The 19,321-nt window shown below is 43.6% G+C and carries 18 protein-coding genes; 2 read left to right on the top strand and 16 right to left on the bottom strand.

The genetic code is table 11. The annotated features are described in order from the left end of the window. The 4 genes from eno to ACYVGZ_RS14685 form a co-directional block, all read right to left on the bottom strand. Positions 1-1,296, bottom strand: coding sequence for a phosphopyruvate hydratase (gene eno, locus ACYVGZ_RS14670; protein ID WP_460757191.1), 1,296 nt, complete (start codon positions 1,294-1,296; stop codon positions 1-3). A gap of 52 nt (positions 1,297-1,348) precedes the next feature. Further along, positions 1,349-2,983, bottom strand: coding sequence for a CTP synthase (locus ACYVGZ_RS14675; RefSeq protein WP_460757194.1), 1,635 nt, complete (start codon positions 2,981-2,983; stop codon positions 1,349-1,351). Between the two features lie 133 nt (positions 2,984-3,116). Further along, positions 3,117-3,833: a sulfite exporter TauE/SafE family protein gene (locus ACYVGZ_RS14680; RefSeq protein WP_460757196.1), complete on the bottom strand. Its 717-nt coding sequence runs from the start codon at positions 3,831-3,833 to the stop codon at positions 3,117-3,119. A 185-nt stretch (positions 3,834-4,018) separates the two neighbouring features. Further along, entirely contained in the window at positions 4,019-4,273 is a 255-nt protein-coding gene (locus ACYVGZ_RS14685; RefSeq protein WP_460757198.1) for a type II toxin-antitoxin system Phd/YefM family antitoxin, read from the bottom strand. Positions 4,274-4,671: 398 nt separating this feature from the next. Between ACYVGZ_RS14685 and ACYVGZ_RS14690 the strand changes: the two genes are divergently transcribed. Continuing rightward, entirely contained in the window at positions 4,672-4,887 is a 216-nt protein-coding gene (locus tag ACYVGZ_RS14690) for a hypothetical protein (RefSeq protein WP_460757201.1), read from the top strand. Positions 4,888-4,936: 49 nt separating this feature from the next. On the opposite strand, the gene ACYVGZ_RS14695 is transcribed toward ACYVGZ_RS14690, so the two are convergent. The 3 genes from ACYVGZ_RS14695 to ACYVGZ_RS14705 all read right to left on the bottom strand — a co-directional run bounded on the left by ACYVGZ_RS14695 (position 4,937) and on the right by ACYVGZ_RS14705 (position 7,894). Beyond that, positions 4,937-5,395 (bottom strand): hypothetical protein, encoded by a 459-nt coding sequence (locus ACYVGZ_RS14695; protein WP_460757203.1) that lies wholly within the window; start codon positions 5,393-5,395, stop codon positions 4,937-4,939. A gap of 218 nt (positions 5,396-5,613) precedes the next feature. Further along, positions 5,614-6,210, bottom strand: a complete 597-nt coding sequence (locus ACYVGZ_RS14700) for a hypothetical protein (protein WP_460757206.1) — start codon at positions 6,208-6,210, stop codon at positions 5,614-5,616. Between the two features lie 82 nt (positions 6,211-6,292). Beyond that, positions 6,293-7,894, bottom strand: a complete 1,602-nt coding sequence (locus ACYVGZ_RS14705) for an RNA-directed DNA polymerase (RefSeq protein WP_460757209.1) — start codon at positions 7,892-7,894, stop codon at positions 6,293-6,295. A 702-nt stretch (positions 7,895-8,596) separates the two neighbouring features. On the opposite strand from ACYVGZ_RS14705, the gene ACYVGZ_RS14710 reads away from it, so the two are divergent. Further along, a complete protein-coding gene (locus ACYVGZ_RS14710) occupies positions 8,597-8,752 on the top strand; it encodes a hypothetical protein (protein WP_460757212.1) in 156 nt (51 codons plus the stop codon). Positions 8,753-8,840: 88 nt separating this feature from the next. On the opposite strand, the gene tilS is transcribed toward ACYVGZ_RS14710, so the two are convergent. The 9 genes from tilS to ACYVGZ_RS14755 form a co-directional block, all read right to left on the bottom strand. After that, positions 8,841-10,133, bottom strand: a complete 1,293-nt coding sequence (tilS, locus tag ACYVGZ_RS14715; protein WP_460757214.1) for a tRNA lysidine(34) synthetase TilS — start codon at positions 10,131-10,133, stop codon at positions 8,841-8,843. Positions 10,134-10,205: 72 nt separating this feature from the next. Further along, positions 10,206-11,153 carry an acetyl-CoA carboxylase carboxyl transferase subunit alpha gene (accA, locus tag ACYVGZ_RS14720; RefSeq protein ID WP_460757217.1) on the bottom strand — a complete coding sequence of 316 codons (948 nt, stop codon included), beginning with the start codon at positions 11,151-11,153 and terminating at the stop codon, positions 10,206-10,208. Between the two features lie 96 nt (positions 11,154-11,249). Next, positions 11,250-14,726: a DNA polymerase III subunit alpha gene (dnaE, locus tag ACYVGZ_RS14725; RefSeq protein ID WP_460757219.1), complete on the bottom strand. Its 3,477-nt coding sequence runs from the start codon at positions 14,724-14,726 to the stop codon at positions 11,250-11,252. A gap of 4 nt (positions 14,727-14,730) precedes the next feature. Continuing rightward, positions 14,731-15,333: a ribonuclease HII gene (rnhB, locus tag ACYVGZ_RS14730; RefSeq protein WP_460757222.1), complete on the bottom strand. Its 603-nt coding sequence runs from the start codon at positions 15,331-15,333 to the stop codon at positions 14,731-14,733. Then, on the bottom strand, positions 15,327-16,496 hold the full coding sequence (lpxB, locus tag ACYVGZ_RS14735; protein WP_460757225.1) for a lipid-A-disaccharide synthase: 1,170 nt from the start codon (positions 16,494-16,496) through the stop codon (positions 15,327-15,329). Before lpxB ends, rnhB begins: the two co-directional genes overlap by 7 nt. Positions 16,497-16,570: 74 nt before the next feature. After that, positions 16,571-17,347 (bottom strand): acyl-ACP--UDP-N-acetylglucosamine O-acyltransferase, encoded by a 777-nt coding sequence (gene lpxA / locus ACYVGZ_RS14740; protein ID WP_460757227.1) that lies wholly within the window; start codon positions 17,345-17,347, stop codon positions 16,571-16,573. Continuing rightward, complete coding sequence (gene fabZ, locus ACYVGZ_RS14745) at positions 17,347-17,784, bottom strand: 3-hydroxyacyl-ACP dehydratase FabZ (RefSeq protein WP_460757230.1); 438 nt, start codon at positions 17,782-17,784, stop codon at positions 17,347-17,349. The genes lpxA and fabZ overlap by 1 nt, the downstream gene beginning before the upstream one ends. Continuing rightward, complete coding sequence (gene lpxD, locus ACYVGZ_RS14750) at positions 17,781-18,821, bottom strand: UDP-3-O-(3-hydroxymyristoyl)glucosamine N-acyltransferase (protein ID WP_460757233.1); 1,041 nt, start codon at positions 18,819-18,821, stop codon at positions 17,781-17,783. Before lpxD ends, fabZ begins: the two co-directional genes overlap by 4 nt. A 4-nt stretch (positions 18,822-18,825) precedes the next feature. Then, positions 18,826-19,320: an OmpH/Skp family outer membrane protein gene (locus ACYVGZ_RS14755; protein WP_460757236.1), complete on the bottom strand. Its 495-nt coding sequence runs from the start codon at positions 19,318-19,320 to the stop codon at positions 18,826-18,828. Position 19,321 lies beyond the last annotated feature (1 nt).

The following is a 19,321-nucleotide window of genomic DNA, read 5'->3' on the forward strand; positions in this document are numbered from 1 at the left end:
CTAGCCTTGACCCTTGATCTCTGCAAGACCATTGTAAGGTGCTTTACCACCTAATTGCTCTTCAATACGTAGCAATTGGTTGTACTTAGAAACACGGTCAGAACGGCATAGAGAACCCGTTTTAATCTGGCCTGCAGCAGTACCTACAGCAAGATCAGCGATGGTCGCATCTTCTGTTTCACCAGAACGGTGAGAAATAACCGCTGTGTAACCAGCCGCTTTCGCCATACGGATCGCTTCTAGTGTTTCAGTCAAAGAACCGATTTGGTTGAACTTGATAAGGATCGAGTTAGCGATACCTTCGTCGATACCACGCTTCAGAATCTTAGTGTTGGTTACGAACAAATCGTCACCTACTAGTTGGATCTTGTCGCCTAGGATCTTAGTTTGGTAAGCAAAGCCTTCCCAGTCAGACTCGTTCAAGCCGTCTTCAATGGATACGATTGGGTACTCTTCACATAACTCAGCCAAGTAGTCAGAGAAACCTTCCGATGTGAAGACTTTACCTTCACCTTTCAGATTGTAGTTACCTTCCTCAAAGAATTCAGAGGCTGCACAGTCCATGGCTAGAGTGATGTCTTTGCCAAGCTCGTAACCAGCATTAGCAACAGCTTCTTTGATTACTGCAAGTGCTTCAGCGTTAGATGCAAGGTTAGGTGCGAAACCACCTTCGTCACCTACTGCAGTATTCAAGCCACGAGCGCTAAGTACTTTTTTCAAGGCATGGAAGATTTCAGCACCGTAGCGCAGAGCTTCACGGAAGTTAGGCGCCCCAACAGGCTGGATCATGAACTCTTGAATATCGACGTTGTTGTCCGCGTGCTCACCACCGTTGATGATGTTCATCATTGGTACTGGCATAGAGTAAACACCTGACGTACCGTTTAGATCAGCAATATGTTGGTATAAAGGTACTTTTTTAGAGACTGCAGCTGCTTTAGCTGCCGCCAAAGACACGGCCAAAATGGCATTCGCACCAAAAGTTGACTTGTTTTCAGTGCCATCAAGGTCGATCATGATTTTATCTAGAGCGGTTTGATCTTGAGCGTCTTTGCCAACTAAAGCATCACGGATAGGGCCATTTACAGCAGCAACCGCTTTTAATACACCTTTGCCTAGGTAACGGCTTTTATCGCCATCACGCAATTCTAGTGCTTCACGAGACCCTGTAGACGCACCAGAAGGTGCACATGCGGAGCCGAAAGAACCGTCTGACAAAATAACATCAGCTTCCACTGTTGGATTACCGCGGGAATCTAGTACCTCACGACCTTTAATATCTACAATCTGACTCATAACAAACCTCTTTGTTTAAATTTAAATGTCTTTAACGTGTAACGCCTATAAACTATTTTTCCTTTCCTGCATTTTTCAGTGCCGCGTGTACAAAGGCACTAAACAGGCCATGCCCGTATCTTGGGGTAGAAGTAAATTCTGGGTGGAACTGACAGGCCACGAACCATGGGTGATCTGCAATTTCTACCATTTCAACCAAAGAGTTGTCTTCCGATAGACCAGAAATGGTCAACCCAGCCTCTTCTAAGGCAGAAACATAATAATTATTTACTTCGTAACGGTGACGATGACGCTCTTCAATAACAGCTTGACCATAAGCTTCAAAGGCTTTGGTGCCCTCTTTTAGGTTACAGTTTTGCGCACCAAGACGCATCGTACCACCCAGATCGGATTCCTCTGACCGGATTTCTTTGGAACCTTCAGTGTTGACCCACTCAGTAATCAGGCCAACAACAGGATTCTCTGCTTTTAAATTAAATTCTGTACTGTGAGCACCAGCAAGTTTGGCAACGTTACGAGCAAATTCAATTACCGCAACTTGCATACCTAAACAAATGCCTAAATAAGGTACTTTCTTTTCACGAGCATATTGGGCTGTAAGGATTTTACCTTCAACCCCGCGCTCTCCGAAACCGCCAGGCACAAGAATCGCATCCATACCATCAAGTTGGCTAGTGCCGTTCTCTTCAATGCTTTCTGAATCAATATAATGCAGTTTCACCTTGGTACGAGCGTGAATACCAGCATGATCCATGGCTTCGATTAAGGACTTGTAAGCATCCAATAATTCCATGTATTTACCTACCATGGCGATATTGATTTGCTTCTCTGGGTTCAATTTAGCGACGGTTACCTTGTTCCAGATTTCAAGGTCTGGGGTATTACAATCTAAGTTGAAGTAGTCCACGATTAGGTTATCAAGACCTTGATCGTTAAGCATTTGCGGGATGCGATAAATAGTATCTGCATCAGGTAAAGAAATAACCGCTCGTTCTTCAACGTTAGTGAATAAAGCAATTTTCTTACGCTCAGGTGCTTCAATAGAAACTTCTGAACGACAAATTAGAATATCTGGTTGAATACCAATTGAGCGCAACTCTTTAACCGAGTGTTGAGTTGGCTTGGTTTTCGTTTCACCTGCTGTACTAATATAAGGCACTAGGGTCAAATGCATAAATAAAGCACGACGGTTACCTAACTCAACTCGCAACTGGCGAACGGCCTCTAAGAAAGGCTGAGATTCGATGTCACCAACGGTACCGCCAATTTCTACTAAAGCAACATCTGCGCCTTCAGCACCTGCCTGAACACGGCGTTTAATTTCGTCGGTAATGTGCGGAATAACTTGCACCGTACCACCTAGGTAGTCACCACGGCGCTCTTTTTTCAAAACGTGTTGATATACGCGACCACTGGTAAAGTTATTACGTTGACCCATCTTAGTAGAGATGAAACGTTCGTAATGGCCTAGGTCAAGATCGGTTTCTGCACCGTCTTCGGTTACAAATACTTCACCATGTTGGAATGGACTCATGGTACCTGGATCTACATTGATGTAGGGATCCAATTTCAGCATAGTGACTTTCAAACCACGAGATTCAAGAATGGCCGCCAGAGATGCAGACGCAATCCCTTTACCTAGTGATGAAACCACGCCGCCTGTGACGAAAATGTATCGTGTCGCCATGAGTGTTTAACCCGCCTTAAAATAGAAAAAATGAGATTTGATGGTACGTAAAAGAGTACCTTCAGGACGGATGAGAATACTAACATTGCAAGGCTTTTTGCTCAATGTAAAAACACGTTGATTTGAGCCTACCTTAGATAAACACAGCTAAGACCATTCGGATGGCCAAAAGACTAAGCAGCACTTTCATGATTTTTCGCCAAAGTTGATCATTTGCAGCAAACCTTAATTTGGTTCCAATAAACGACCCCAACACTGCACCAACCAGCATCATTCCGATCAAGAGACCATTGTCTACTAAACGTTCTGTGATTAAAGCGAAAACGGGCACCTTAGCAAGGTGGCTAATGGTCATAAACATTGAACTGGTTGCTATGATTTCATCTTTCGATTTCAGTTGTTTGGTCAATACAGATAATGACAAGGGGCCTGTCGCTCCTACGATTAACCCCAAACCAGTTTGTAGACCACCAATCAAATAGTAGTTTTCAAATTTGTTAAACAGCTGGGAAAAATGAGGACTCCAAAGGTTGAGCAGGATATAGATACCAATAAATAATGGTACATAGTCAGTCGGTATACTGAGCAAGACATAGCCAATCAGCAGAACACCAACCATAGACCCAATAAAAAATTTTGGAAAAAGTCGCCATTGAACATAGCCTAGTGAAAATGCCATACGAGATGAGTTGCTAGCGATCTGGGTAATACCGTGAATCGGTATCACCAAACTTGGGGCGAGAAAGGCAGGCAAGATAGCAATTAGCAGCATACCTCCACCAAAACCAATTACCGCAGCTACCACGGAAGTTGAGAATGCCAATAGACCTAACAGTAGTTCGAAAGCCACGTACTTTCCTTAGCATTAAAAAAAACGATTATAACGACTCCTCGGCTCTCAATGTTAAAACCTCATAGCCAGATTGAGTCACCGCAATGGTGTGCTCCCTAACGTCACCTTATAAGTTCCGCTTCAGCGGGAAGAAGAAAGGATGCCGACAGTAAGAAAGGGGATGTTTTTTATACTGACCTGAATTATCCATCAATAAGTTCTCGCTCGGTGTTTTTTGCCGCTTTAAATTGTGCAATTGAACGATTTAAGTGTTCAGCATTCGCGGGAGAACGAAGTAGATAAACGGTTTCCATGAGGCTGTTGTAATAATCCAGTGACATTACAACAGCATCTTCAGAGTCACGGCGAGTGATTATGGTAGTATCAGCATCGTTAATGACATCGTCCAAAACGGCTTTTAGATCATTTTGCGCTTCAGTAAAAGAGACTATTCTCATGTCGCACCTCACTTGTACATTATATGGAACAAGTCTAGCTCGAAAATAAAAACATCTACAGGATGTTGTGCATTTCTGCCAACGCACAATATGTGGGTCAGAGTGCAACTAAAAGGAAGATTAATAAGTCTTTAGAGTATTTTAGTGATGGGGAAACCGAATGGTATAGCCTTTAAGTACACCTCTTTCCCCTTGTAAGTCCCGCTTCAGCGGGATGCGGAAAGGATGCCACCGCAGGAAAGGGGAGGTTTTACAATGACCTGAAATTTCTTATGGTAATAAGGGGTATCAGATAAGCACACTTCCTCTTCCTTGAGAAAACATGAATTCAGTATAGAAAAGATCACCAAGAAAACCTTAGAAAATGGCTAAAACCGCGGATTCACCGACTTTTAGAGGTGCATGGCCTAGTTAATCCTATTGGGAAAGTTAAGCGCTTAGTGAATACAGGCGTTTTGAAAGATGTCGATGTAGAAGCCGCATCAAGTTTATTAAATGGCGCTGCGCTTAACACCGCGCTTTGGGTTGCCGCAAGCGATAAACCAGAAACAGTATTACCGAAAGCAATAGAAGCCTTCAATGATCTGTGCAGTGGGTTGGTTAGGGAATCATAAGGGGCTATAGGTCAGAGGCAAATTTAAGACGCTAACTGACCCGATTTTATTATTCATTTAAGCCAGCTATTTCTTTAAGAAAGGCTTGCTCTTTTTTCCTATATCCCCATGAGAAACCAGAGCCTTTAAAATACGAGTCATTATTATCAAAATAGATTATATCTGTAGATGCTGATGACATATTTTCGGATGAGGTAGATAGTATAGTTTCATCATGTTTTAAGTGATATTCCCACCAAGAATCAGCATCATAAAATACATTTTCAAACATGTAGGTATACGTGCTAACTCTATCAGTAATATGAGCACGCTGTATTCCCATTCTTGGAATTCTCTTAAAGTCAGATTCAATAAATTTTTGAAGTGCTGATTTTGTTATACCAATAACTCGCCACCCATCGTCATATTGACCAAACAATTCGGTGAGCAATCTAACTTTTCTTTTTATCGGCATTTTCATTTTTGATATAAGTAAATAGTCGTGATGAAGATCATCTATAGAGATCATTTTTTCGCCTTAAAATATAGCACTTCAATAGTACGTATACGCGTCACTTTTCCTAAATTAAAGAGTATCCACTGCACGTTTTTTATCCCGCCCCCCTATCACTTGATAATAGAGGAGGCTTGATATTTAAAAGGGCTGTGAAAACAGAGTAAGAGAAAATTTTACACTGCCCCTAATTATTGACCCTAATTATTCTGGCTTTGTTAGGTGTTTTCATTTTACACCGGAGCAAAAGCATTGTAACTCGGGTTGTTTTCACCCGCCCCCATCTGGAAAAGGTATAGATTTTTATCTCCGACGAGCTTTATAGTATGGGCGTTTAGAAGATTTACCAATTCATTCCGCCACGTTGGTAAAGCCGACTGGTAGTAGTCGTAGTCCACTTTTGATCCGAATGGATTGTCAGAGTGTAATATTGCTCCGCATTTCTCGTACACCTTTACAAATTTTTCCTTTGTCAGATAGTCGTTGGGCCGATCATCCCACTTCATATGTATGCCCGACTCTTTGCTTTTCCTCTGAATTATTGGTTTAGGATAAAATTCTGGATTAACTCGCTCCATATCTCTGAGCATTAATGATGCGTTCCAGTATTTTGAGAATTTCTCATGTTGTTTGGAAAATTCATCAAAATTTGCTACCAATGATCCAAAAGCCACGAGCTCTAGAATTTTTCTAATCTGCAAACAGGAGCTTTCGATTGTCGTCGGGACAAAAATGGCATGCGCTTGTTGAGACATAAACGCATCTACAACTTTTGTTCGGCGCTTGATTTCGATTAAAAGCGCTCGGTACTTATCCTGTGCTTGATCCATGTGTACACCTAACGCCGCGCTCTGCGGCAAATTTGGAGCGCAGCGGAAAATTTATCCGACAGCAGCGCTTTGTTACAACATTTTAGTAAGGGCTACTTTGATTCTTCGTTTTTTCTAACAGCTCATTGAGGGTACTATTTTTCTTGCCCCTAAGCTTCAAGCCACCCTTATATGTAGACGTCCTATCTTTATTATAAAAAGTAACGTTGTTATCTTTCAAAAATTTAAACTCTTTTTGCGTATCTAGATAATTCTTAGCGCCTGCCGAGGGCAGCCAGCCTTTGAACAAAGCTTCATAAGCCAATATCCAAAATGGTCCTTTTAATTCCTCAGCCACCATAATAGATGCCCATAATGACGCGTCGAAATCCGAATGTAGCAAACCCGTATTATTTGCATCTAGGCATATTAATGCGACTACAGGGTCTTTCACTCGACAAAGGGCTTTCGTGACTTCAGAATCGAGTTTTATTTCAAAGCACAAGCAAGCCCAAACAGCCCAAGAAAGCTCACTAGAATGGAGTTTCGCTGCATGCTCCAGTATTGTTCTCGAAAGAGCTTCTTTGAGCAGATCCTTGTTGATTACAAAACCTGCATCTTCATGGTATTTCAAAATATCTATAAGAACGGGAATCGTGCCAGATTCCGCAACGAGAAAGTTATACAGTATATTCTGATACAAATCCCAGTTTTCACTTTTGATTTCACACTGCGTTGTTCGCTGGAGTGCGTACTTTATTATCGCCTGACTACTGTCCTTCGCTTGAAGTTCAATGGCTTTGTTAAATAAAGAAATTAGGCCATTCTGTTGAGCCGATTGAGAGGCTCCAATTTCGATAGACTTCAGATCAGTTACCCATGACTCCTCAATTAATCGAGGCAAACTAAGTATGCTTGTTTTCTCCGACGATAGATCAAGCTCATATTCGTTGAATATCTCGGATAGAACCGCTAGGGCTCTTTCCGCATCAGTATATGTGTCAAAGGCGAACTCGTAATCATCCATAAATCTGAAATAGTTGTTACCAATTTCACTGGAAATTGAAGAATCAACATTCGTCAATATGACTTCCGCTATTGCATGGGATATATCTGGACCAATAGGAACGCCTTTAGTTTGTCCGTCTTGTCCATTTTGAATTACTCTGTCTAACTTATTGCCAGCAAGGTCCGAAAAGGCTCTCTTGGATTTTGCGACAGGTTTTCCGTGTAGCGCCCACGGTATGCTATGGGTATAGAGGGTTGGGTAGAATTTACTTATATCTGTTTTAAGGACATACCGTTTAGAAGCTCTTATTCTAAGCCTTTCAAGGTTTGCCACTTCAAATCCTTTTGCCCAATTTAATGCTCTAGCCTGTGTTTTGCTAAATTCGGGGCGACTGAGTGATTTATTGCTAGTTAGATAGTGCGCTTCTAGATCTGTCCAATTTTCCGCAACTACTTTTGCTTGTTGGAATGAATTCACTGGATTAGGAATTGACAATTTTCTCCTTAGGTCACCATTCCTTGCCAAATTAAATATTGTCGGTCGACTGATGTAATTTGGCTTTTTCATACCGGTCCAGTCATATTCATTTGGAAGTGAAGCTATGTTTTTCTGTATTAGCGCGGAAAACATACCACTACCAAATGGCGGAGGTAGCTCTCTAGGGAAGTATCCTTTCTTCAGAATTGTCTCGATCATTCTCAGTCTTCTAGTGGTTGTAACATTATAATAGTGCGCACGCCCGTTTACACTTTTTAAAAACGCTCTAAATATCTCGATAACTAATTGAATTCACAGCGTTTTATAAAATTATCCACAAATTTTAAAACTGGCAAAATGAGCGTGCGCGTTATTCCTTTTATTCCCTGCGCACTATATCTTTGCAGGAAATCTTTATTACTTGATATTAAAAGACTTTTTATTTGACGACCAGTATAAACGCGCAAATCCGTGATTATTTTTTAGGCAAAACAGGTAAGAGCTTACGAAGTACAAAAATAAACTGTGTATTTATACAGACACCTCACAAACAAGCCAGACATATTTGAAACGGACAAACAGAAAGAACGATAGTGCCCATACGCTTTATGGGAGCTTCGCTCCCAACGGTGCATTACGGCCTTCGACCCAACGGCCCCCTACGTTTGGTTGTTTAAAATATGGTATCAATTTGTTTTAACAAGTCAGGCATGTTTGAGCATTTGAAAGATGGCATTCCAACGAGGTAGGCGGCAGTTGCGAGGAGGGATGCCATTTTCAAATGGTGGCAGAATTTGGTAGGGCAGGCATGTTTTGGCGGTTTGGTGCGTATTATTTTCGTCAGTAGTTTTAACAAGACAGGCATGTTTAGGGATTTGAAAAATGACACTCCAACGAGGTAGGCGGCAGTTTCGAGGAGGAGTGTCATTTTCAAATGGTGGCAGAATTTGGTTAAAAATGCATGTAGAGGCGGGCCCATTGGTGGGTGATGGTGTGTTTGGTTACGTTATGGGAGCTTCGCTCCCAACGGTGCATTACGGCCTTCGGCCTAACGGCCCCCTACGTTTGGTTGTTTAAAAAATGGTATCAATTTGTTTTAACAAGTCAGGTATGTTTGAGCATTTTCAAATGCCACCAATATGGGAAAGGTTCGTGTTTATCCGTTTTAGATTGGTAGTTGTGGTGAGGGTTGCCATTCGACTGAGCCTTGCCAGTCTGGATGTGCCCATAGGTTGGCGATGGCGATAAGTTGGTTGTCTTGATAGATGTAGGGTAAATGCTCTCGCCACCAGCTGGGGATGCTTTGATCATTGAGCCATTTTTTCAATTTGCGAGTATTGCCATTGGCGAGGGTAATGCTTACCCCTTGCGGGCGTACTTTAAGCTCGCAGTCTGCCGCGTCTAATACTCTTACGCTATCAAAAGAGCGAGCCAGCCACTGTCCTTCTATTAGCTTACCAAGCACTACCGTGTTTTCTTGTGGTAAAACATACAAACAATCTTGATGCCGCTGTAAGCGTTTATCCGCTAGCAGAACTTCTGGCTGTTTGTCCTCAGCACTGGTGAGCATGGTATCTAGATTCATCAGTTGTCGGTGGGGCAAGGAAACATCGTGCTGAGCTAAGAAATGGCGTAACCAAAACTGCCTTTCTTCTGCAGGCCGTACGGCCATTGCAGTGAGCATTAAGCCGCCTTGTGAGTTATACCAGTTTGCTAATTGCTGTTCTGCGAAGCGCGCCAGCATGGTGTAATCGGTCTGGATACGCTGAGCAGTTGAGGCAATGTTTTCCTGCATTTTGGGAAAGCGGGAGACAAGCGGAGGAATGACACTTTGCCGTAAAAAATTGCGCGTATAGTGTTCGTCAAAGTTGGAGTCATCCTCCACCCAACTTAAAGCAAAACGTTCTGCATAACCTTCTATTTGAGCTTTGCTCACAGACAGCAATGGCCGTAACAACCGCGCACCAGTCTCTCCAAGAGACCTTTCAACAGGCATGCCAGATAGGCCTTTGCCACCAGTACCACGCATTAATCGAAACAATACCGTTTCGGTTTGATCCCCTTGATGATGGGCAAGCAGTAGCACATCCTTAGCCTTTAAATGCTGTTCAAAAACTTCGTATCGAGCTTTACGGGCGGCATCTTCAATGGAGGCTTGCGTCTGTAAACAGACCTTTTCTGCGACGAAACCCACGCCCCAGTCTTGGCAAAGCTGCTGACAAAATAACAGCCATTCATCCGCCTTAGCACTCAACCCATGGTGTATGTGAATCGCGGTTAATTGCTGCCTTTGCTGTGGGGAGACTTGATTAACAAGCGCATGTAACAGAACACAGGAATCCACCCCGCCACTTAACCCTACCCACACGCGTCCGGCGTCGACAAACAAAGCCTCAAGCCAGGCAGGAGAAAAGGTTAATGCATTGGTGTCGTCCATAAAGCGATCTGTTCGCGTCATTTATTACCCTAAAATCATGATTTTCAAAACAAAAAAGCCCCCATAAAGGAGGCTCTTTGTTACTCGAAAAGCTTACAGTCCGTAAGACATAAGACGCTTGTAGCGACGCTCAAGTAATTCTTCTTCAGAAAGAGCATCCATACGATCCAGTGCCGCCAAGACATTTTCTTTCAGACTCTGAGCCATTTGCTCGTGGGAGTTATGTGCACCACCCATTGGTTCTTGAATAATGTTGTCTACAAAACCCAATTCTTGCAAGCGCGGTGCTGTAATGCCCATGGCTTTCGCTGCGTCAGACGCTTTTTCTGCACTCTTCCAAAGAATTGACGCACACCCCTCAGGAGAGATAACCGAGTAGGTACCGTATTGAAGCATCATCAGTTCATCACAAACACCAATAGCCAATGCCCCACCAGAACCACCTTCGCCGATTACAGTAGAAATAATCGGTGTTTTCAAGCGCGACATAGCAGCCAAGTTAAAAGCAATCGCTTCACTTTGACCACGTTCTTCCGCACCAATACCAGGGTATGCCCCAGGTGTGTCAATTAAGGTAATAATCGGCAGCTTAAAACGCTCTGCTGTTTCCATGATGCGTAGCGCTTTACGATAGCCTTCAGGGCGAGGCATACCAAAGTTACGCAATACTTTTTCTTTTACTTCGCGACCTTTTTGGTGACCTATCACAACGACAGGACGGCCATCAATGCGGGCAATACCACCAACAATGGCACGATCATCAGCATAATGGCGATCACCGTGCATTTCTTCAAAGTCGGTAAAAGCATGCTCGATGTAATCAAGGGTATAAGGACGACGTGGATGACGCGCAAGTTGCGACACTTCCCAAGCACCTAGATTACTGAATAGGCTTTGAGTTAGTGTAACTTTCTTCTCTTCCAGACGGCTAATTTCATCACTAATATTTAGCTCGTTGTCGTTCCCGACAAGGCGTAACTCTTCAATTTTTTGCTCAAGTTCCGCAATCGGCTGTTCAAATGGTAGATAGTCTAAATTCATGTTTCAATTCACTGCCGTTTAATAGTCATAAATTCTAAGGCAAAACCCTTTTGCCTCATCTTGCTCTGCGCGAGCGTTTAAAATCTGTAAATGGTGTTAAGTATACACCAACTGAACATTTTGTTTACCGTATTGTTTCCGAAGTTGATGAATTAATTCATCATCTGGGCGAATTCGCCAACTGGTGCCCAATCTTACATCACCTTGCGCTTTAGGTGTATCAAAGCCGATCACCACATCACAGCCATCCCCTTTGAAAGGAGACATAAGTTCCGCAAGCTGTTGAATCTCTTCGGGGCGCACGTCATCCGCTTGCCAATTAATACGCAGGGCCTCCACATAACGAATACGCGCCTGAGGCATACTAAACATGTTACGGGCAATCACTTTCTGACCACCACGGAACTCGTCGACGTTAATTTCACCCTCCACGACGATCACTTCATCTTTAACAATTACGTCTTTGAAGTTTTCATAATTATCTGGGAATACTGTCACTTCAATGCGTGCAGAGCGATCATCAAGAGTCACAAAAGCAATGTTACCGCCCTTCTTACTCTTAGTAATGCGTAGATCCACAATTAAGCCAGCCATCACCTGAGTATCTCCCCGCTTAGGCTGCAAATCCACGATTCTAGAGCGCACAAAGCGGCGTAGTTCTTTTTCGTACTCGTCTATCGGGTGACCAGTAACATACAGACCCAGAGTGTCTTTTTCTCCGTCCAGTCTTTGTCTAGGCGGCCATTCATGCTGAACTCCTATTTCGTCGTAGGCGTTTTCCGTGCTTTCCTCTACCGCAATACCAAAGAGGTCCATCATTCCGGCATCTTGGCTTTTTGCATCTTGCGCAGCACGCTTTAAAGCGTCATCAATACAGGCGAATAAAGTGGCACGATTAGGGCCTATACGATCAAATGCCCCAGAGCGAACAAGAGCTTCCATTACACGCTTATTTACCTTACGCCCTACCCGCTGACAAAAATCAAAGATATGCTCAAATGGTCCATCTTTACGTGCTTCAACGATGGCCTCTATCGGCCCTTCACCAACCCCTTTTATGGCACCTAGGCCATACACAATGGCACCTTCAGCATTAACGGCAAACTTATACTCAGACTCATTAACGTTGGGCAGCTCTAACGCCAGCTTCATATCACGACATTCTTCAATGAATATCACGATTTTGTCGGTATTCTGCATATCTGCAGACAATACTGCCGCCATGAAAGGCGCAGGATAATGATTTTTCAACCAGGCCGTTTGATATGATACTAGTGCATAGGCCGCAGAGTGAGATTTGTTAAATCCATAACCTGCGAATTTCTCCATCAGATCAAAGATGTTGCCTGATAAATCTTTATCGACGTTATTTTTTAAAGCGCCTTCCATGAAAATCAAGCGCTGCTCAGCCATAACCTCAGGCTTTTTCTTACCCATAGCTCGGCGTAATAAATCAGCCCCACCGAGCGAGAATTTTGCAAGCACCTGAGCGATCTGCATTACTTGTTCTTGATAAAGGATAATCCCGTAAGTAGGCTCCAACACAGGTACGAGATCTTCATGTTGGTAATCTGAATGCGGGAAAGCCAGCTCGGCACGGCCATGCTTACGGTTAATAAAGTCATCTACCATGCCTGACCCTAACGGGCCAGGACGATACAAAGCCACAAGGGCGATAATATCTTCAAAGCGCGACGGTAAAAGCTTTTTGATCAACTCTTTCATGCCACGAGATTCCAGCTGGAATACCGCAGTAGTTTCAGCACGCTTTAATAGGTCATAAGTGGATTTATCTTCCAGATCGATGAGCGAAATATCCAAAGGGGGCTTACCTTCTCTGGCATTGATGGTGTCGATGTTTTTCACCGCCCAATCCACCACTGTCAGCGTTTTTAAGCCCAAAAAGTCAAACTTAACCAGACCCGCTTCTTCTACATCATTTTTATCGTATTGGGTCACAAGACCCGAGCCATCTTCTTCACAGTAAAGAGGGGCAAAGTCCACAAGCTTAGTGGGTGCAATAACAACACCACCTGCGTGTTTACCAAAGTTACGAACCACCCCTTCAAGAGACATGGCCATTTCCATTACTTCGGCGGCATCTTCGTCACCGGCTAAGAACTCAGGCAAAGCAGGCTCTTCTTCCAAAGCTTTCGAAAGGGTCATACCAATTTCAAAGGGAATCAGTTTGGAAAGCTTGTCTCCTAAGCTATAAGGCTTACCTTGTACACGAGCAACATCTCGCACTACCGCTTTAGCCGCCATAGCACCGAAGGTAATAATTTGGGATACCGCGTCACGACCATAGGTTTGAGCTACATAATCAATTACTTTATCACGGTTATCCATACAGAAATCGATATCAAAGTCTGGCATGGAAACCCGCTCAGGGTTCAAGAAGCGTTCAAATAGCAGGTCGTATTCGAGGGGGTCAAGGTCGGTAATTTTTAAGGCATAGGCCACCAAAGAACCTGCACCGGAACCACGCCCAGGCCCAACCGGAATATCGTTATCCTTAGCCCATTGTATAAAGTCCATAACGATGAGGAAGTAGCCAGGAAACCCCATCTGATTAATAATATCTAGCTCAAAGTCTAATCTATCCCAGTATTCTTGGCGTTTCTGGGCAATTCGATCACCGTACTTTTTAACTAGAAAATCAAATCTTTCTTGCAAACCATCAAAAGAAATCTTCTTAAAAAAGCTTTCCATGGTCATGCCTTCCGGCACAGGAAAATCGGGTAAAAAATATTTACCTAGTAACACATCAACACTGCAGCGTTTGGCAATTTCGACGGTGTTTTCAATGGCTTCTGGCAGATCTTCAAACAAGGCTTCCATTTCGTCAGCCGTTTTAAAATATTGCTCTTCTGAATAGCGCCGAGCACGGCGAGGATCGTCCAGTGTCACACCATCATGAATACACACTCGAGCCTCATGAGCCTCAAAGTTTTCTCGTTGCAAAAAGCGCACATCATTGGTTGCAACAACAGGACAGCCCAGCTCTGCGGCAATGGGCACTACAGCGTGAATGTAGTCCTCTTCCCCTGGGCGGCTGGTACGCTGTACTTCAACATAAAAACGATCTGGAAACACCGACATCCAATGGGATAAACGCTGGGAAGCTTGGGCGGTTTTGTTTTTTTTCAGTAAAACGCCTACATCACCATATTGGGCTCCAGATAAAGCAATGACATCTTCACTGCACTCTTCAACCCATTGCGGCTGAATAATAGGACGCCCCTCAACTTGGCCAAGTTGGTAACCACGGGAAATGACTTCAATAATATTTTTATAGCCCTTATTCGACATCGCAAATAAGGTCATGCGAGTACGGCTTTCTGTGTGCTCATCTTCCGCTAGAACAATATCTGCACCACAAATAGGTTTGATGCCCTTGTCCATTGCGCCTTTATAAAAGCGTACAAAGCCACATAAATTGTTTTCATCAGTTATAGCGACCGCTGGCATAGACTGACTTTCGGTAGCGCCAAGCAGACCTTTGACTTTAACTAATCCGTCCACCAACGAAAACTCGGTGTGAACGCGTAAATGAATAAATGATGCTGACAAGAGTTTAATCCTCTATGAGCTTTTTAATTGGGCCAAAACTGCGCCTATGAATAGCAGTAATACCGTGTGTTTTAATGGCCTGTAAATGCACCGCTGTCGGATAACCTTTATGCTTTTCAAAACCATAATCAGGGTACTTCTCTGACATTTTTATAATGTCTTGATCACGGGTTACTTTTGCCAAAATGGATGCAGCCGCTATTGCCTGATGCCGCGCATCCCCTTTGACCACTGCTTCTCCAGGACAAGGCAAATGAGGAGGCAGTCGATTGCCATCAATCAGCACATGCTCAGGAACAGGGGTCAAACGTTCCACAGCTCTAGACATAGCCAGCATACTGGCATGTAAAATATTAAGTTGATCAATTTCTTCCACGGAGGCACTGGCAATACCATACGCTAAGGCTTTTTGCTTAATTTCATCAAACAAGAATAAGCGTTTTTTTTCAGACAGTTTTTTTGAGTCCGCCAGTCCATCAATAGGCTGATTAGGATCTAGGATAACCGCAGCAGCAACAACTTCACCAGCAAGCGGCCCTCTGCCAGCCTCATCGACCCCAGCGAGCAAACTGCCTTGATAAATATCACTTTCAAATGGCTCTAACATGACGACTCCGCTTGCTTGTTATCCAGCATCTCAATAATCGCTTGAGCACCCACTTTACCGGCATCTTTTTTTAGCATCTTGTGAAGAGCAAAATATTCTTGCTGAATATTGTCATCGTTCACAAAACCTCGCCAAGTATCAACCAGTTGCTGGGCAAGGTTTTCTGGCGTCGCCTCATCCTGAAGAAGCTCTGGCACGAGAGTCTGGTTAGAAAGTAAATTAGGTAAAGAAACATATGGCACCTTAATCATACGTTTCATAATAGCCCATGTAAGCTTGTTGACTCGATAAGAAACTACCATAGGTCTTTTTACCAGCATGGTTTCCAAGGCCGCCGTGCCAGATGCTAGCAATACGGCATCGGCAGCAGCCATCACAGTACGAGACTGGCCAGCAATTAAACATGCCTGAACCCCTTTCTCAGCCAGAATACTTTCTATTTGCTGCTGCCGCTCTGGGTTCGCTGCAGGGATTAAAAAACTCGCATTTGGAAGCTTATTTTTGATCTGCACCATGGTATCAGCGAATAAAGGGGCAAGCCGAGAAACTTCGCCTTCTCGTGAACCGGGTAGAATAGCGAAAACAGGCTCCTCTAATGCACTTAACCCCAAACTTTGTCGCGCTTTGTCTACATCACTTTCTAAAGGAATTTCATCTGCTAAGGTATGCCCAACACAAACCACAGGGATACCATGTTGCTGATAAATGGGCATTTCAAATGGAAACAGTGCCAGCATGAGATCTACTGACTTTTTAATTTTAAAAATACGTTTTTGACGCCAAGCCCACACAGATGGGCTGACATAATGAACGGTAGGGATGCCAGCTTGTTTTAATTTACGTGCAAGTGGCAAATTAAAATCAGGAGAGTCAATACCAATAAAAGCATTGGGAGGATTTTTAAGACAGTCTTGTAGAAGGCTTTTACGAATACCAAGTAACTCTCTTAAGCGCCCAAGTACTTCTACCAGCCCCATCACTGACAAACGATCCATTGGCACACGACTAACTAGACCTTGAGCGGCCATTAATGGGCCACCAATGCCTTCAAAAATAGCGTCGGGTTGCATGGCTTTGATGGAGGCCATAAGGTTAGCGCCTAGAATATCACCGGACGCTTCCCCTGCCACCAAGACATATCTAGGGGCTAGCATTGTACTCATAGTGGAAATCTCTAATAAAAAAACCCCGAACAATGACGAGGTTTCTATAAATTGGCGGTGCTAGATAACACCTATTAGCGAATGATACCGCGCGTTGAACGTCTGATAGAAGCGACAAAGCTCTCTACTTCAGACACTTGATAGATATCACTTTGCTCAATACTTTCTAAAGATGCTTCGAGCGTTAAGCTCTTCAGATAAACGGTTTTATAAGCCTGTCGTAGCGCTTTAATCACCTCATTAGGTACACCACGGCGGCGCATTCCCTCAAAGTTCATGCCATGAGCTTTAGATGGATTACCCGATACCATAATGAACATAGGCACATCTTTCGACACCATAGAACCCATACCACACATGCTGTATGAGCCTACTTGGCAAAATTGGTGAATCCCCGTATAGCCACCCAAAATAACATTATTGCCTACTTTCACATGGCCAGCTAAAGCCACATAGTTGGCCAAAATATTATGGTCGCCGACTATACAGTCATGGCCTACATGGGTGCTGGCCATAAATAAGTTGTGACTACCAATGCGAGTCACCCCTTGATCTTGAATGGTACCGCGATGGATAGTGGCGTTTTCGCGAATGACATTATGATCACCAACAACCAATTTTGTTGGCTCACCTTTGTACTTTTTATCTTGGTTTGCTTCTCCAACCGAAGCAAACTGATAAATTTCATTATGTGCACCTATCTCAGTATGGCCGTTTATCACCACATGAGATTTTACCTTGGTGTTAGCCCCAATGCGCACATCAGGGCCGATCACCGAAAAAGGGCCTATCTCGACACTGGGGTCGATTTCAGCCTTTGGATCAACAATAGCTGTTGGGTGTATTGCCACTATACTTTCCTGTCTGCACACAAAATAGTTGCGGAACAAGCAAGCTCACCGTCTACGGTCGCTTTACATTCGAACTTCCAAATACCGCGCTTTTCAGTCAAAATTTTAGCTTCCAGTTGTAATTTATCACCTGGTACAACAGGACGCTTAAAACGTAGGTTATCAGAACCGACAAAATAATAAATAGATCCGTCTTGAGGCGTCTTATCCATTGTTTTAAAACCTAGGATTCCCGCAGCCTGTGCCATTGCCTCAATAATTAGTACACCAGGCATTACTGGGTGATCTGGAAAGTGACCATTGAAAAAAGGCTCATTTACCGTAACATTTTTGTACGCAACGATGGACTCACTAATGTTAAGTTCTGTCACACGGTCAACCAATAAAAACGGGTACCTGTGGGGTAAGTATTGGCGAATTTCCTTTACGTCCATCATTTAATTTCAACCTTATCTAATAACTTATTAACTTGCTTTTTTAATTGCAAAACTTGTTTCGCTGTTTCGTCTATGCGGCGTAAGCGAGCCACAGTGCGGCGCCACTTTGAGCTTGGTTCCATTCCCGTACCCGAAGAATAAGATCCAGGCTCAGTAATTGAATGACTAATAAGACTTAAAGCGGTGACATGCACTCGGTCTGTTAAAGATAGATGACCAGCAATACCAACACCGCCAGCAATAGTGCAAAACTGCCCTATCTCAACACTACCCGCTATTAAAACACCACCCGCAATAGCGCTATTATCCCCAATTATGACGTTATGAGCAATTTGAACTTGATTATCAATTTTGACCCCATTGCCAATTTGGGTATTTTCGATCGCGCCACGGTCAATGGTGGTATTCGCGCCGATTTCCACTTGGTCGCCAATGGTCACAGAACCCAGTTGGTGAATCTTCTGCCAACCATTTGATTGGGGGGCGAAACCAAAGCCGTCGGCGCCAATCACCGCACCACTGTGGACAATGCACTGCCTCCCCACACAAACATCGTGATAAAGGGTAACGTTAGGATAAAGCTGACACCCTTCTCCAATTTGACTCCCCCGCGAAAGGACACAACCAGCACCAATGGTAGAACCTGCACCAATAACAACATCGTCGTCTATTACAACGTTTGGGCCGATGACTACCTGCTCACCAATGCTCGCGCTGGAGGAAATCACTGCCGAGTCATGAATTCCCTGCCAACAAACAGTAGTGGGAAGGTAAAGCTGGGTAAGCTGAGCGAAGGCCAGATAGGGGTTAGCCACAACAATGGCATTATTGGTTTGTTTAGCAAGATCTAAGGATTTGACTAAGACAGCACCTGCTGAAGATGTGGCAAGCTGGCTTGCATATTTAGGGTTAGCTAAAAAACTTAATTGTTTAGCATCAGCTGACTGTAGTGTACCTAAGCTTTCAATCATCCATTGAGGGTCACCATATACTTCCCCCTGAACCTTACTTGCCAGCTCTGCCAAACTATAACCCATACAATCAGTTATCCTTGTTAATTTGTTTTACTAGCTCATTCGTAATATCGACATTAGCACCAGCATAAATACTGACTTGACGATTCAGCACTAAATCTAAACCTTGAGCTTCTATTAATGCCTTTAAAGCGGCTTCACCTTGAGGTAACAAAGATCTCAGCGCTTTTTGCTTATCTTGAGCAAGAGCTTGGCGCATTCTTTGAAGCTGTTTTGAGTAGTTATCTCTTGCGTAATTAAAAGCAGTTTGACTCTTTTGCTTGTCTTCCGCACTCATGGTTAACGCATTACGGTCAGCTTCTTCTTTCATGGCCGCTAGTTTCTGCTGAAAGTCTTTCGCCGCACCCTCTATTGTCGTTTCTTGCATTTGCAAATCTTCAACAATGGGTTGACCTATTTTACTACTCCATAAAGCTCTTTCGAAATCCACAACAGCCACTTCTGTTGCTTGTACACTACCGATTAACAGTAAGCAAATAAACGCGGCGTAAAGCTTTTTCATG

Source organism: Marinomonas epiphytica (assembly GCF_054780655.1).

Excerpts from the sequence above, each read along its gene's own strand:
- eno (WP_460757191.1), bottom strand. The coding sequence starts at position 1,296 with ATGAGTCAGATTGTAGATATTAAAGGTCGTGAGGTACTAGATTCCCGC.
- ACYVGZ_RS14700 (WP_460757206.1), bottom strand. The coding sequence starts at position 6,210 with ATGGATCAAGCACAGGATAAGTACCGAGCGCTTTTAATCGAAATCAAG.
- ACYVGZ_RS14675 (WP_460757194.1), bottom strand. The coding sequence starts at position 2,983 with ATGGCGACACGATACATTTTCGTCACAGGCGGCGTGGTTTCATCACTA.
- lpxD (WP_460757233.1), bottom strand. The coding sequence starts at position 18,821 with ATGGGTTATAGTTTGGCAGAGCTGGCAAGTAAGGTTCAGGGGGAAGTA.
- ACYVGZ_RS14755 (WP_460757236.1), bottom strand. The coding sequence starts at position 19,320 with ATGAAAAAGCTTTACGCCGCGTTTATTTGCTTACTGTTAATCGGTAGT.
- tilS (WP_460757214.1), bottom strand. The coding sequence starts at position 10,133 with ATGACGCGAACAGATCGCTTTATGGACGACACCAATGCATTAACCTTT.
- rnhB (WP_460757222.1), bottom strand. The coding sequence starts at position 15,333 with ATGTTAGAGCCATTTGAAAGTGATATTTATCAAGGCAGTTTGCTCGCT.
- ACYVGZ_RS14705 (WP_460757209.1), bottom strand. The coding sequence starts at position 7,894 with ATGATCGAGACAATTCTGAAGAAAGGATACTTCCCTAGAGAGCTACCT.
- ACYVGZ_RS14685 (WP_460757198.1), bottom strand. The coding sequence starts at position 4,273 with ATGAGAATAGTCTCTTTTACTGAAGCGCAAAATGATCTAAAAGCCGTT.
- lpxB (WP_460757225.1), bottom strand. The coding sequence starts at position 16,496 with ATGAGTACAATGCTAGCCCCTAGATATGTCTTGGTGGCAGGGGAAGCG.
- accA (WP_460757217.1), bottom strand. The coding sequence starts at position 11,153 with ATGAATTTAGACTATCTACCATTTGAACAGCCGATTGCGGAACTTGAG.
- ACYVGZ_RS14695 (WP_460757203.1), bottom strand. The coding sequence starts at position 5,395 with ATGATCTCTATAGATGATCTTCATCACGACTATTTACTTATATCAAAA.
- fabZ (WP_460757230.1), bottom strand. The coding sequence starts at position 17,784 with ATGATGGACGTAAAGGAAATTCGCCAATACTTACCCCACAGGTACCCG.